This is a genomic window from Erwinia piriflorinigrans CFBP 5888 (genome assembly GCF_001050515.1).
Lineage (GTDB): Bacteria > Pseudomonadota > Gammaproteobacteria > Enterobacterales > Enterobacteriaceae > Erwinia > Erwinia piriflorinigrans.
In genome coordinates this window covers 145153-158962 of the sequence record NZ_CAHS01000014.1, presented here as the reverse complement: position 1 = coordinate 158962, position 13810 = coordinate 145153, and the positions used below count along the sequence as shown (strand labels likewise).

Sequence of the window (13810 nt, the reverse complement as noted above, 5' to 3'; positions counted from 1 at the left end):
ACCTCACTGTCGCTGGTCGTCCACGGTCACGCCTTTCGGCGGTGTGAACTTAAATTTGTCGGCGCTTATCGGCCCGTTCTGCTGGCTTTTCAAGGCATAATTACTGCGCTGCCCATCCTGTTCAACCGCGCTGAACTGATTAATGGTTCCGTTTTGCGCCACGTTGATGGTGAACTGTTTCAGGTTGCCATCTGTTGATTTGGGCGTCAGCGAGAAATCGTCACCTTTTTGTGCCACATGATACTGTTTCCAGTCGCTGGCCTGGTTGCGTGCTATCAGCATAAACGGCGTGTTGCTGGTGGCATCTTTAAGCAGGCTGGCGCTGACCTGCTCAACGAATGGATTATAGAACCACAGGGTTTTTCCATCGGAGATAAGGATACTTTCATCAGGCGTGGTCATGTGCCAGTTAAATAGATTCGGGCGCTGCACCCACATCTCACCTTCGCCGTCCTGCACAGATGAACCGCTGCCATCTGTCACTTTCTGGTCAAAGGTGGCGTGGAAGCTTTTCACCTTATCCAGACGCTGTTGCAGATCGCTTGCTGCATCCGCCCACGCGCCAGCAGCAGAAAAAGTCGCCAGCAGACAGCAGGAAATGATTAATTTTTTCATTACGGCATCCTTATTGAAGCTCTTGTATCCCCTTTCGGGTTAAGCGTGACAGGGATAACTTTAGCCAGGGAGTGACTGGAACAACAGGAGAAAAAACTGATTCCTCCGAACATACCCTAAGATATGGTGATAGAAAGGGGAAAAATCAACGGGCAAGGCGAGCCTCACCCGTTGCTAACTGCTGGTTAATACAGAGAGTTATCTCTCATGCGGAGGGGGGGCAAGCACTTCACGGTTTCCGTTGTGGCCTGGAGACGAAACAATGCCCTGCGCTTCCATCTGTTCGATTATGCGCGCCGCACGGTTGTAGCCAATACGGAACTGGCGCTGTACGCCGGAGATCGAGGCGCGGCGTTTATCTACCACAAACTCAACCGCCTGATCGAACAGCTGATCCAGCTCTTCTTCACCGTCAATGCCACCAGCCGCACCCTCGCTATCCTCACCACCGCTAAGGATCCCCTCTTTATACTGAGGTCGTTCACGCGCTTTCCAGTCCTTGACCACCGCATGGACTTCCTGATCGCGCACAAACGCACCGTGCACACGCACCGGGATCGACGAGTTAGGTGCCAGATACAACATATCGCCCATCCCCAGCAGCGACTCTGCGCCGCCCTGATCGAGGATCGTGCGAGAGTCAATTTTACTGGAAACGGTAAAGGCGATACGCGTCGGGATATTGGCTTTAATCAAGCCGGTGATAACATCCACTGACGGTCGCTGGGTTGCCAGTACCAGATGGATGCCGGCAGCACGTGCTTTCTGGGCCAGGCGGGCGATCAGCTCTTCCACCTTTTTACCCACGGTCATGATCAGGTCGGCGAACTCATCCACCATCACCACGATATAAGGCTCTTTCTCTAACACTGGCGGATTCATGTCCATGCTGTCAGTTGGCTTCCAGAACGGATCGGGGATTGGACGACCCATAGCATCCGCCATATCCACTTTTTCGTTGTAGCCTGCAATATTTCGCACGCCCAAAGCCGACATCAGTTTATAACGCCGTTCCATCTCGACCACGCACCAGCGCAGCGCGTTAGCCGCGTCTTTCATGTCGGTGACCACATCAGTTAACAGATGCGGGATGCCTTCATAGACCGACAGCTCAAGCATCTTGGGATCGATCATGATAAAGCGCACTTCTTTCGGCGTGGCTTTATACAAAATACTCAGGATCATGGCGTTCACGCCCACCGATTTACCGGAACCCGTGGTCCCCGCGACAAGCAGATGAGGCATTTTGCCCAAGTCGGCAACCACCGGATCGCCGGAGATATCCTTACCCAGCACGATTGACAGCGGTGACGGATTGTCACGAAACGCCGGGCAGTCCAGCACTTCACGTAAATAGACCGTCTGACGATGCACGTTGGGCAGTTCCAGCCCGACATAAGGTCGCCCAGGGATCACCTCCACGATACGCACCGCTACCGCCGACAGTGAACGTGCCAGATCGCGTGACAGGTTGGAAATGCGCGCGGCTTTTACTCCTGGCGCTAAATCCAGTTCGAAACGTGTGATCACCGGGCCAGGAGAATACCCAACCACCTCCGCTTTAACCCGATAATCGGCGAGACGGGCTTCAATAAGACGGGCGGTCTGTTCAAGCGCAAACTGGTCGACCGGTTCGGTTTCTGACGGTGGCGATGCCAGCAGATCGAGAGTTGGCAGTGGCGTGGTTGGCCTGTGTGTCGGCTGCTCATGACGCATCAGGAACGGATGGATGAGGCTATCCATATCCGGCTCCTGTGGCTTAGCAGGCGGCGCACTTGCTGGATGAACCGCTTCAGCGGCTGGCGACTGTTGCCACGCCAGAGCCGCAGCGTGCGTTGTTTCAGTCGCTGGCGGCTGCTGCCATGCCGGAACCGCAGCGTGCGCCGTTCAGGAGCGGGCGGCTGCTGCCGTGCCGGAACCGCAGCGTGCGCCGGTTCAGGAGCTGGCGGCTGTTGCCATGCCGGAACCGCAGCGTGCGCCGTTCCAGTAGATGGCGACTGCTGCCACGCCGGAACCGGAGCAACAGCAGCAGGCTGCTGTTGCTCAGACTCGACGCTGGACAGTGTCAACAGCGGCTCAATCAGGCCTTCCTCTACAAAATCGTCTTTTGGAGAGAAATCAAATGCACCGCGCGTATCTAGCATAAAGGCGGAATCGTCGTTTTTCGCTTCAGGCCTGGTTTCAGAGGCATAACGCTGCTGCTGCTGCGCGGCGAACTGATTAGCCAGCTCGGCCTGTTGCACAGCGTCTTCATCTTCCACAACCTGATTGTCATTACTATGTTGCTGCGCCTGGAGCTGCTCCTGCTCTTTGGCCTTCTCTTCAGCCATGCGCTGTGAAGGAAGCTTAATGCCGTAAGAAGCGAGCTCACGGCGCGTGGGCAGCTTGACCGGCTTAGGCCGAGGCAGTTCTGGACCAATTCCCTGCTTAACCTGGCGATTAACATCGTCATCGCTGGTGGCGGTAAAACCAGGCATAAACGGCGTATTGCTCTTGGCGGAATGCGCAACTGCACCCAGCGCAGCCCCGGTGGCAGCAGCCGCCACTGAAGCAGGGTGAGAAGCATGCGGCGTAGAGAAATCAAACGGCGAAGCCGTTGATGCATCCCGCCAGTTGCCCATCTGCGGGCCTTCATCTTCATCAAGCGGCATTGATGGTGCAGGCGTCTGCACGTCGGATGGCATTTCAAAACGGTAGAGCGGCGGGTCAGCCGGATCGTTTTTAGTTGCAACAGCAGCCTGCTCCGGGTGTACCGCCTGCTGGCCAATCTCGATTGAAGAAGTTTGTCCAGGTGCAATAGCCGCAGTGGTAAGAGCATTCTGCTGAGCATGACCAGCCGTCGCCTCACCAGCAGGCTGCATGGTGGATTTTGCTAACTCTGCGGCGCTCTGCCCATTGGCCACTTTATCCAGCACGGCTTTTGGTTTAGAAAGAAGCACATCGTCAGCATGCGCGGAGTTTTCATGCCGGGGCATTATCGAACTCTCGTCTTGTTCATCGTCACTGTCATGCTCTTCGCGCTGCCATTCTTCGTCACCGCGCGAACGGTTACTGGCGAAGGTGAGTACGCCCATCACCACCGCACCGATTTTTTCAGCGATAGTGAGCCAAGACCAACCGGTATAAAGCGTCAGTCCAGCCGCCCAGATACACAGCAGCGTCAGGGTGGCGGCTGAACCGCTTAAATAGGGCGCGATAGCGTTGCTTAACAGGCTGCCAATGACCCCGCCAGAGGCGAAATACCAAATGTCATCAGCATTTAAAGCCGCTAAACCACAGGATGTGACGACCAGTGCCAGAACGCCGATCAGGCGCAGTGCCACGGCAAAATAGTCGATATAATCATGGGAATGGCGCTGCCGGAAAGTGATCCAGCACAGGCCCAAAATCACCGGAGGAATGGCGTAAGCCATCACGCCAAACATGAAGAACAGCGTGTCGGCAAGCCAGGCAGCCACTCCCCCTCCTATATTATGGATGGGTTCATGCCAAGCGGTTTGTGACCAGCTGGGATCGGAAGGATTGAAACTCACCAGCGCCACCATTAAATAAACGGCGAATAGAGCAACAATAATCAGTGAAGCCTCAAGCAGGCGGCGTCCGCCACTCAAGGGTTGTAACGTAACTTCTTTATCTTCTGAGTATTCCTGGCTCAAGAGTATCTCCAGGTGCCTGTAAACTATGAAGGAAACAGCGCCGGACATGTCCGACGCTTGACCTGTATGAATTCACAGGAGTGTAGCGAAAACGACAAGGTTTTGCACCTGTCCTGTGTTACCGGGTTTTAATCACTAACCGGTTACTCTGTTTTACTTCTTCCATGACCACATAGGTACGGGTATCGTTCACGCCCGGCAGACGTAACAAGGTTTCACCGAGCAATTTACGATATGCCGACATGTCCGGCACACGGGTTTTTAATAAATAGTCGAAATCACCTGAAACAAGGTGACACTCTTGAGTTTCCTCAAGTTTTTGCACGGCGGCGTTAAATTGCTCAAACACATCCGGCGCACCACGATTCAGAGTAATCTCAACGAATACCAGTAATGAAGCATCAAGATAATGCGGATTGAGCTGCGCAGTATAGCCGAGAATAAACCCCTGTCGCTCCAGACGGCGTACACGCTCCAGGCACGGTGTTGGTGATAGGCCAACGCGTTTGGATAGTTCGACATTAGAAATACGGCCATCTTTTTGCAGTTCATTTAAGATATTGCGATCGATTCTATCCAGATCTTTACCGGGTCGCTTTTTATTTTCTACCATCATTATTGTCTCTCATAGACTTCTTCCCTATACCTGCCAAAACCTGAACGACATCACCGTAACAGGTTTGATCATAAGTTGAAGACATATAGCCTGTCGCGTGACTTAACGCATTATCCGCATGACGCATGTTGTCTGTCCACATCATGCGTCATTCCAAATAACAGACTGAGTTTATTCGACCTTAAATGTAAAGTTCGGGCGTAAACCCGGCTTTACCACCGAATACTCTCTGCTTCCCATAATGTTTTCGCAAAAGCGTAGCCGATTGTCAAAGCAAAACAGAAAAAATCAGTACAACATGCCAAACGAGTAGCTGCCTGTCTGTTTTCAATGACAATTCCCCCAGGACAACCGGTGCCATCCATACAGGTGCCCGTACTTTTTTACCAAAGACTGGCCTGCTTCTGCTGTTAATTGGCGCAAGCTTTTTCATTAATTGTTAACAACATCGCAGAATGCTTTTTTTGCCTCGTCAAATTCCCTACAATCCTCTTATCTGTTTGCCAGTTAAATAATGAGGGCCTCATGAGCACGGCTAAACACAGTAAGTTACTGATTTTGGGTTCCGGTCCGGCTGGATACACCGCTGCCGTCTATGCAGCTCGCGCTAACCTGAATCCGGTACTAATCACCGGATTGGAAAAAGGCGGTCAGTTGACCACCACGACCGACGTCGAAAACTGGCCGGGCGATGCGCATGATCTGACCGGCCCACTGCTGATGGAGCGCATGCAAGAACATGCGCTGAAATTCAATACCGAGATAATCTTCGATCATATCCACAGTGTCGATCTGCAAAACCGCCCTTTTCGCCTGAGCGGTGATGAAGGTGAGTACACTGCCGATGCGCTGATTATCGCCACCGGGGCGTCAGCACGCTATCTCGGCCTGCCCTCTGAGGAAGAGTTCAAAGGCCGTGGTGTGTCTGCCTGTGCCACCTGTGACGGCTTCTTCTATCGCAATCAGAAAGTTGCGGTGATCGGTGGGGGCAATACGGCGGTAGAAGAAGCGCTGTATCTTGCCAATATCGCTGCTGAAGTCCATTTGATCCATCGTCGCGACAGCTTCCGTGCTGAGAAGATTCTGATTGACCGTCTGAATGAAAAGGTGAAAAACGGCAACATCATTCTGCACACCGATCATACGCTGGACGAAGTGCTGGGCGATCAGATGGGCGTCAGCGCACTACGCCTGCGTTCAACGAAAGATGACCAGACAAAAGACCTCGCCGTCGCCGGTCTGTTCGTCGCCATCGGCCACAGCCCGAACACGACTATTTTTAACGGTCAGTTGGCGCTTGAAAACGGGTATATTAAGGTGCAATCGGGAATTCATGGCAACGCGACACAAACCAGTATCCCTGGCGTATTCGCTGCGGGTGATGTCATGGATCACATTTATCGTCAGGCCATTACTTCTGCCGGCACGGGCTGTATGGCTGCGCTTGACGCCGAACGCTATCTTGACGGCCTGGTTAAAAACAATCAGTAAGTTGTTAAGATTCTGAGCGAATTACACCTGAGGCGACGAGCAATTGTCGCCTTTCACCCCTCTGCGTTGTACCATTGCCAGGCTTCACACCAACCTTCCCAGGCTTCTGCCTGTCTACTGTTTACGTCAGGGCAATACGGCAACAGATGAACAAAACACGACAACAAGTACTCACCCGCTGGCTAAAGAGTCAGAGCGTGCACGGCCAACGCTGGCTGCGCCTCTCATTTTTGTTAGGTATTTTGAGCACACTGTTAATCCTTGCTCAGGCCTGGCTACTGGCCTCGTTGTTACAGGCGCTGCTAGTTGACCAACAGCCGCGTCACCACCTGCTGGCCGACTTCTACATGCTGCTGGCCTGCTTTGCCGGGCGTGCACTGCTGGCATGGCTGCGTGAAAAGGTGGGCTTCCGAGCCGGCCAGGGCATCCGACAGGCACTGCGCAAGCAGGTGCTGGATCGTCTTGCGCATCTTGGCCCCGCATGGATTCAGGGCAAACCTGCCGGAAGTTGGGCAACGCTGCTGATGGAACAGATCGAAGATATGCAGGACTATTATGGCCGCTATTTGCCGCAGATGATCCTCGCCGGGGCGATCCCGGTCATGGTGCTGCTAGTGTTGTTTCCGGTGAACTGGGTTGCGTCTCTGGTGCTGTTGGCGACGGCTCCGCTCATTCCGCTGTTTATGGCGATGGTCGGTATGGGTGCCGCTGATGCAAACCGCCGTAACTTTCTGGCGCTGTCTCGTCTTAGTGGACAGTTCCTTGACCGCCTGCGTGGGCTGGACACGCTACGTCTGTTCCATCGGGCTAAGGCGGAAACGGCCACTATCGCTACCGCTTCGGAACAGTTTCGTCTGCGCACTATGGAAGTCCTGCGGATGGCGTTTCTCTCTTCGGCGGTGCTGGAATTTTTTGCTTCAATTTCCATTGCGCTGATCGCCGTCTATTTTGGCTTCTCCTATCTTGGCATTTTTGACTTCGGTCACTATAACGGGCCGGTTACGCTGTTTGCAGGCTTCCTGGTGCTGATCCTCGCGCCGGAATTTTATCAACCGCTGCGCGACCTCGGTACATTTTATCATGCCAAAGCACAGGCCGTTGGCGCAGCCGACGTGCTGCAAACTTTCCTTGAAGAGAGTGAAGCGGCCGCCATACAGCGCGGCGAGTTAACCCCCCAGCTGGAAGGCGGTTTTAGCTTGGTGGCCAGCGATTTGACGATAATAACCGCCGACGGACAGCCGCTGGCAGGGCCGCTGAACTTCAGTTTACGGCCCGGGCAGCGTGTCGCACTGGTGGGACAGAGTGGAGCAGGTAAAACCTCATTAATCAACCTGCTACTCGGTAATCTGCCCTACCGTGGTTCACTGTTAGTGAATGGCACCGAACTGCGTGACATCGCCCTGCCCCACTGGCAGCAGCAACTCGCCTGGGTAGGGCAAAACCCGCATCTACCGGCGGCAACCGTGCGTCAGAATATTCTGTTAAGCGGCAACCATGATGCAACGCGTTTACAGCAGGTGCTTGAACTCGCAGGAGTGAGTGAGTTTTTGCCACGATTACCTGCGGGCCTGGACAGTGACACCGGAGATCAGGCCACTACGCTGTCAGTCGGCCAGGCACAGCGCGTCGCCGTTGCGCGAGCGCTGATGAAACCCTGTCAGTTACTGTTACTGGACGAACCTGATGCCAGCTTAGATGCGCACAGCGAGCAGCACGTCAACCGTGCACTGCTGGAGGCATCCAAAGCACAGACGACGTTGCTGATCACCCATCAGCTGGACCGCCTGGCGCAATGGGATGAAATCTGGCTCATGCGTGACGGCAAAATTGCACAGCAGGGAAGCTGGGATGTTCTGGTAAATCATCCCGGTCCCTTTGCCGAACTGTTAGCCCTACGTGGAGGATCGCTCGAGTGAAAACTCTGCTGCCATTTCTAAAGCTCTATCGCCGTCACAGTCTGCGGCTGTTTTGTGGCATCCTGCTGGCGGCGGTCACTCTGCTCGCCAGCATCGGCCTGCTGACGCTCTCCGGCTGGTTCCTTGCAGCCACTTCGCTGGTCGGCGTGGCGGGCATTTATAGCTTCAACTATATGCTGCCCGCCGCCGGCGTGCGTGGCGCGGCCATCACCCGTACCGTTGCCCGTTATCTTGAACGGCTGGTCAGCCATGATGGCACTTTCCGCGTATTACAACATCTTAGGGTATTCACATTCAGCAAGCTGTTACCGCTTTCGCCAGCGGGTATCACCCGCTTCCGTCAGGGAGATCTGCTTAATCGCGTGGTTGCAGACGTCGATACGCTGGACCATCTCTACCTGCGGGTTATCTCACCCCTGGTTGGGGCGCTGGTCGTCCTGATGGTGGTCACCACCGGTCTGAGCTGGCTGGACAGCCGTTTAGCGCTTACCCTCGGAGGATTGATGCTGCTGACTCTGCTGCTGCTGCCGCCTGTATTTTATCGCGCCGGGCTGCCGGTCGGTGCTGCTCTGACCCGCCTGCGCAGTGAGTACCGTGGCAGCCTGACCAGCTGGTTGAGCGGGCAGACGGAGCTTAGCCTTTATGGTGGTGCCATTCGTTTTCGTCAGGAGATGGACGCCACCGAAGCGGCATGGTTGACCGCTCAACGGCGGCAGGCCAGCCTGACCGGCATATCCCAGGGGCTGGTGATGCTGATGGGCGGCATCGCCGTGACGCTAATATTATGGTTAAGCGCCGGCGGTATCGGTGGAGATGCCCACCCCGGCGCATATATTGCCCTGTTTGTTTTTTGTGCCCTGGCCGCCTTCGAAGCGCTGGCCCCGGTGGGAACCGCATTCCAGCACCTCGGTCATGTTATCGCTTCAGCAAGGCGCGTTTCTGAAATTATTACCCAGCGCCCACAGGTCACGTTTAATGCCAATGCTGCACAGGCACACCAGGATACAGCGAGACTGAGTCTGCATAACGTCAGTTTCAGTTATGATGAAGGCCCGTTTGCCATTAAAAACCTGTCGCTTGATATTGCCGCCGGACAACATATCGCGCTGCTGGGGCGTACCGGCTGCGGCAAATCCACGCTGCTACAGCTGCTTACCCGCGCATGGGATGCGCAAAACGGCAGCATTATGCTTAACGATCGGCCGTTGCACGCCTGGAGTGAAGCCGAGCTGCGTTCCTGCACCAGCGTCGTTACGCAGCGCGTGCATCTCTTTAGCGCCAGCCTGCGGGATAACCTGCTACTGGCCGCGCCGACTGCGTGCGATGAGAAACTGTGCGACGCGCTGTGCCAGGTTGGGCTGGAGAAGCTGCTTGATAACAATCAGGGCCTTAATGCCTGGCTGGGTGAAGGCGGTCGGCAGCTTTCCGGCGGAGAATTGCGCCGTCTAGGTTTGGCTCGGGTGCTACTAAAGGATGCTCCGCTGATGTTGCTGGATGAACCTACCGAGGGGCTGGATGCTGAGACCGAGCAGCAAATCCTGGCTCTGCTGCGTAAAGTCGCCATCGGCAAAACCCTGATTATGGTCACTCACCGGCTACGTGGGCTGGCACACTTTGACCAAATTTGCGTGCTGGATGACGGACAGCTGATTGAGCAGGGAAATCACCAGGAATTAATCGCAAAACAGGGGCGCTACTGGACATTTCTTCAGCGCTTTGCGCTATAGTGATTATCATCGTCCTGATGAGCATATCCCGATGCGGCTAGCCCAACTCTCTCATGAATCGCTTAACTTCCCGCCGCCTGAAAAGGCGCTGCGGGAACCGAACGGCCTGTTGGCGATGGGTGGCGACCTCAGCCCCCAGCGGCTGCTTAACGCCTATCATCGCGGTATTTTTCCGTGGTTTTCGCCGGGCGACCCTATTCTCTGGTGGTCACCCGATCCGCGTGCGATTTTACTGCCGCAGCATTTCCACCTTAGCCGCAGCATGAAGCGTTTCCACCAGCAATCTCCCTATCGTGTCACCCTGAATCAACGGTTCCAACAGGTGATTGAAGGCTGCGCCAGCGCCCGTCAGGAAGGCACCTGGATTACCCATGAAGTGAAGCTTGCCTGGCAGCGGCTGCATGAACTTGGCCATGCCCAGTCGATAGAAGTCTGGCAAGGTGATGAGCTGGTTGGTGGTCTGTATGGCCTGGCACTGGGGCAAATATTTTGTGGCGAATCGATGTTCAGCCGCAGTGAGAATGCGTCAAAGACAGCGCTACTGGTATTCTGCCAATACTTTCTGCAACAGGGCGGCAAGCTGATTGATTGCCAGGTGCTGAATCCCCATACTCAGTCTTTGGGGGCACGGGAAATCCCGCGTACCAGTTATATGTCGTATATTGATTCCCTTGCGCTCCAGCCCCTTTCCTCTGAATGCTGGTGTTCGCAGCGGCTTTTTTAGTGCAATCGTCTGATGTTTTCCACGCAAGGCAATAAGAACAGTGATATAATATGCGCGTTTGGTATGTCGTCCGCCTTTCACCGGTACAAGATGGTGATGCGGAATACCAGGTTGAGAATCGCAACGCACCTTGTCAGAACTGTTTTTTAATCGTGCGATACAAGCATAGTTAAACAGATTCTTAGCCCGCTGTTCCCCCACGCTGACGCCATTTACTCCAGATTTATTCGTAACTCGTCTGCGCCAGGCGTGCGCAAGAGGGGTTGATGTGGGTGAATTCACCCGCAATTGTTTACTTAATACGTGAAATTCGGCATTATCTTGCCGGTTCAAAACTAAGGTAGTCCACCTAGAGGATTCGATGGCCAAAGAAGACAATATTGAAATGCAGGGTACCGTACTTGATACGTTACCTAACACCATGTTCCGCGTTGAATTAGAAAACGGTCATGTAGTTACCGCTCATATCTCCGGTAAAATGCGCAAAAACTATATCCGCATCCTGACGGGCGACAAAGTCACTGTAGAGCTGACCCCGTACGACCTGAGCAAAGGCCGCATTGTCTTCCGTAGTCGCTAATTTGCCCCATTCTGCCGTGCTGCTGTACTCACTGCAACACTGATACCAAGGCCGGACAGGTAACTGCCCGGCCTTTTCTTCAGCGCAATGTTATCAGCACGATTTATGACTGGCATAAAGCGAAAAAAAAACGCCTGACGAGATTTTATCTCGCCAGGCGTTTTGCTGTGATGACGGTGAATTAATGCACCGTACCTTCCGCCTTGCGCTTTTCTGCGCTCAGGAAATGGTAGGTCAGCTGATTTTTCTCTCTATCAAGCGCCACGGAGACCGATCCACCATCCACCAGTGAACCAAACAGCAATTCATTGGCCAACGGCTTCTTCAGGTTTTCCTGCACGGTACGCGCCATCGGACGGGCACCCATCGCCTTGTCGTAGCCCTTCTCTGCCAGCCAGTCGCGGGCATCATCGCTCACTTCCAGCGAAACGCCTTTGGCATCCAGCTGCGCCTGCAGTTCAACAATGAACTTGTCGACAACCTGATGAATAACAACCTGGTCGAGGTGTTTAAACCAGATGATGTTATCAAGACGGTTTCGGAATTCCGGCGTGAAGATCTTTTTAATCTCCTCCATCGCATCCGTGCTGTTATCCTGCTGGATCAGACCAATTGACTTACGCTCCGTTTCACGCACTCCGGCGTTGGTGGTCATGACCACCACCACGTTGCGGAAGTCCGCTTTGCGACCGTTGTTATCGGTCAGCATGCCATTATCCATCACCTGCAACAGGAGATTGAACACGTCGGGATGCGCTTTCTCAATTTCATCCAGCAGCACCACCGCATGAGGATGTTTGATCACGGCATCCGTTAACAAACCGCCCTGATCGAAGCCCACATAGCCAGGAGGCGCACCAATCAAACGACTGACGGTATGGCGTTCCATATACTCGGACATATCAAAACGCAGCAGCTCAATGCCCAGCGCTTTCGCCAGCTGGACCGTCACTTCGGTTTTCCCAACACCGGTTGGGCCGGCAAACAGGAAAGAACCTACCGGTTTGCGATCTTGCCCCAGTCCGGCCCGACTCATTTTGATGGCCTCGGTCAACACTTCAATGGCATTGTCCTGTCCAAACACCAGCATTTTCAGTCGGTCGCCAAGCGTTTTCAGCGAATCACGATCGGAAGCTGATACGCTCTTTTCCGGAATACGGGCAATGCGCGCCACCACGGTTTCTATATCCGCTACGTTGATGGTTTTCTTGCGTTTGCTGACCGGCATCAGGCGCGCACGCGCCCCGGCCTCATCGATAACATCGATAGCTTTATCAGGCAGATGACGGTCATTAATGTATTTCACCGCCAGCTCTACCGCCGCTCTCACTGCTTTCGCGGTGTAGCGTACGTCGTGATGCGCTTCGTACTTCGGCTTCAGGCCGGTAAGAATCTGTATCGTTTCATCGATGGAGGGTTCAGTGATATCTATTTTCTGGAAGCGGCGGGCCAGCGCACGATCTTTCTCAAAGATATTGCTGAATTCCTGATAGGTGGTAGAACCCATCACGCGTATTTTGCCGCTCGAGAGCAGCGGTTTAATCAGGTTTGCCGCATCCACCTGACCGCCGGAAGCCGCACCAGCACCGATGATAGTGTGAATTTCATCGATAAACAGGATGCTGTTTTGATCCTGCTCCAGCTGTTTCAGCAGGGCTTTAAAGCGTTTCTCAAAATCACCGCGATATTTAGTCCCGGCCAACAGCGAGCCGATATCCAGCGAGTAAATAGTACACTCTTTAATCACTTCCGGAACATCGCCCTGCACAATCCGCCAGGCCAGCCCTTCAGCAATCGCGGTTTTACCCACGCCTGACTCACCGACCAGCAGTGGATTATTTTTACGTCGGCGGCAGAGTACCTGAACAGTACGTTCCAGCTCTTTATCACGGCCGATCAGCGGGTCAATCCCTCCGACACGGGCAAGTTGGTTGAGGTTGGTGGTGAAGTTTTCCATACGCTCCTCCCCGCTTGCTTGCTCTTCGTTAACAGGATTTTCTGCACCCGAAGCCGGGCCAGGCTCATCTTTACGCGTACCGTGAGAAATAAAGTTCACTACATCAAGGCGGCTGACTTCATGTTTACGCAGCAAATAGGCAGCCTGCGACTCCTGTTCGCTAAAGATAGCGACCAATACGTTGGCTCCAGCCACTTCACTGCGGCCTGATGATTGCACATGAAATACCGCACGTTGCAGCACACGTTGGAAGCTCAGCGTTGGCTGCGTGTCGCGCTCTTCTTCGCTAACCGGCAGAACCGGGGTAGTTTGTTCAATAAAGGCTTCAAGCTCCTGGCGTAATGCCACGATATCCACCGCACAGGCTTCCAGTGCCTCTCTGGCCGACGGGTTACTTAACAGGGCCAGCAACAGATGTTCGACTGTCATAAACTCATGACGGTGCTCACGCGCTCTGGCGAAAGCCATATTTAAACTGAGTTCCAGTTCTTGGTTGAGCATAGGCACCTCTCACAGTAGATCGCCTTT

8 protein-coding genes and 1 pseudogene are annotated in these 13810 nt (G+C 54.1%); 5 read left to right on the top strand and 4 right to left on the bottom strand.

Annotation, left to right across the window (positions count from 1 at the left end; genetic code table 11):
* Positions 1 to 3: 3 nt before the first annotated feature.
* The 3 genes and pseudogenes from lolA to lrp all read right to left on the bottom strand — a co-directional run bounded on the left by lolA (position 4) and on the right by lrp (position 4884).
* Positions 4 to 615 carry an outer membrane lipoprotein periplasmic chaperone LolA gene (lolA, locus tag EPIR_RS06870; protein ID WP_023654607.1) on the bottom strand — a complete coding sequence of 204 codons (612 nt, stop codon included), beginning with the start codon at positions 613 to 615 and terminating at the stop codon, positions 4 to 6.
* A gap of 198 nt (positions 616 to 813) precedes the next feature.
* Positions 814 to 4271, bottom strand: a pseudogene (locus EPIR_RS06865) (DNA translocase FtsK 4TM domain-containing protein).
* Between the two features lie 118 nt (positions 4272 to 4389).
* The gene (lrp, locus tag EPIR_RS06860) at positions 4390 to 4884 is read right to left on the bottom strand and encodes a leucine-responsive transcriptional regulator Lrp (protein WP_004156893.1); all 495 of its coding nucleotides are present in this window, start codon (positions 4882 to 4884) and stop codon (positions 4390 to 4392) included.
* Between the two features lie 528 nt (positions 4885 to 5412).
* Here lrp and trxB point away from each other — a divergent pair.
* The 5 genes from trxB (at position 5413) to infA (ending at position 11325) form a co-directional block, all read left to right on the top strand.
* A complete protein-coding gene (trxB, locus tag EPIR_RS06855; RefSeq protein ID WP_023654603.1) occupies positions 5413 to 6378 on the top strand; it encodes a thioredoxin-disulfide reductase in 966 nt (321 codons plus the stop codon).
* A 146-nt stretch (positions 6379 to 6524) separates the two neighbouring features.
* Positions 6525 to 8294: a heme ABC transporter permease/ATP-binding protein CydD gene (cydD, locus tag EPIR_RS06850; RefSeq protein WP_023654602.1), complete on the top strand. Its 1770-nt coding sequence runs from the start codon at positions 6525 to 6527 to the stop codon at positions 8292 to 8294.
* Positions 8291 to 10021 (top strand): heme ABC transporter ATP-binding protein/permease CydC, encoded by a 1731-nt coding sequence (gene cydC, locus EPIR_RS06845; protein ID WP_023654601.1) that lies wholly within the window; start codon positions 8291 to 8293, stop codon positions 10019 to 10021. Before cydD ends, cydC begins: the two co-directional genes overlap by 4 nt.
* 31 nt (positions 10022 to 10052) lie before the next feature.
* Positions 10053 to 10745 (top strand): leucyl/phenylalanyl-tRNA--protein transferase, encoded by a 693-nt coding sequence (gene aat, locus EPIR_RS06840; RefSeq protein WP_023654600.1) that lies wholly within the window; start codon positions 10053 to 10055, stop codon positions 10743 to 10745.
* Positions 10746 to 11106: 361 nt separating this feature from the next.
* Positions 11107 to 11325, top strand: a complete 219-nt coding sequence (gene infA / locus EPIR_RS06835) for a translation initiation factor IF-1 (RefSeq protein WP_002211347.1) — start codon at positions 11107 to 11109, stop codon at positions 11323 to 11325.
* Positions 11326 to 11506: 181 nt separating this feature from the next.
* Here infA and clpA read toward each other — a convergent pair whose 3' ends face one another.
* Positions 11507 to 13783, bottom strand: a complete 2277-nt coding sequence (gene clpA / locus EPIR_RS06830; RefSeq protein ID WP_023654599.1) for an ATP-dependent Clp protease ATP-binding subunit ClpA — start codon at positions 13781 to 13783, stop codon at positions 11507 to 11509.
* Positions 13784 to 13810 lie beyond the last annotated feature (27 nt).

Coding starts and splice junctions, on each gene's coding strand:
- lolA (WP_023654607.1), bottom strand. CDS start 615: ATGAAAAAATTAATCATTTCCTGCTGTCTGCTGGCGACTTTTTCTGCT.
- lrp (WP_004156893.1), bottom strand. CDS start 4,884: ATGGTAGAAAATAAAAAGCGACCCGGTAAAGATCTGGATAGAATCGAT.
- trxB (WP_023654603.1), top strand. CDS start 5,413: ATGAGCACGGCTAAACACAGTAAGTTACTGATTTTGGGTTCCGGTCCG.
- cydD (WP_023654602.1), top strand. CDS start 6,525: ATGAACAAAACACGACAACAAGTACTCACCCGCTGGCTAAAGAGTCAG.
- aat (WP_023654600.1), top strand. CDS start 10,053: ATGCGGCTAGCCCAACTCTCTCATGAATCGCTTAACTTCCCGCCGCCT.
- infA (WP_002211347.1), top strand. CDS start 11,107: ATGGCCAAAGAAGACAATATTGAAATGCAGGGTACCGTACTTGATACG.
- clpA (WP_023654599.1), bottom strand. CDS start 13,783: ATGCTCAACCAAGAACTGGAACTCAGTTTAAATATGGCTTTCGCCAGA.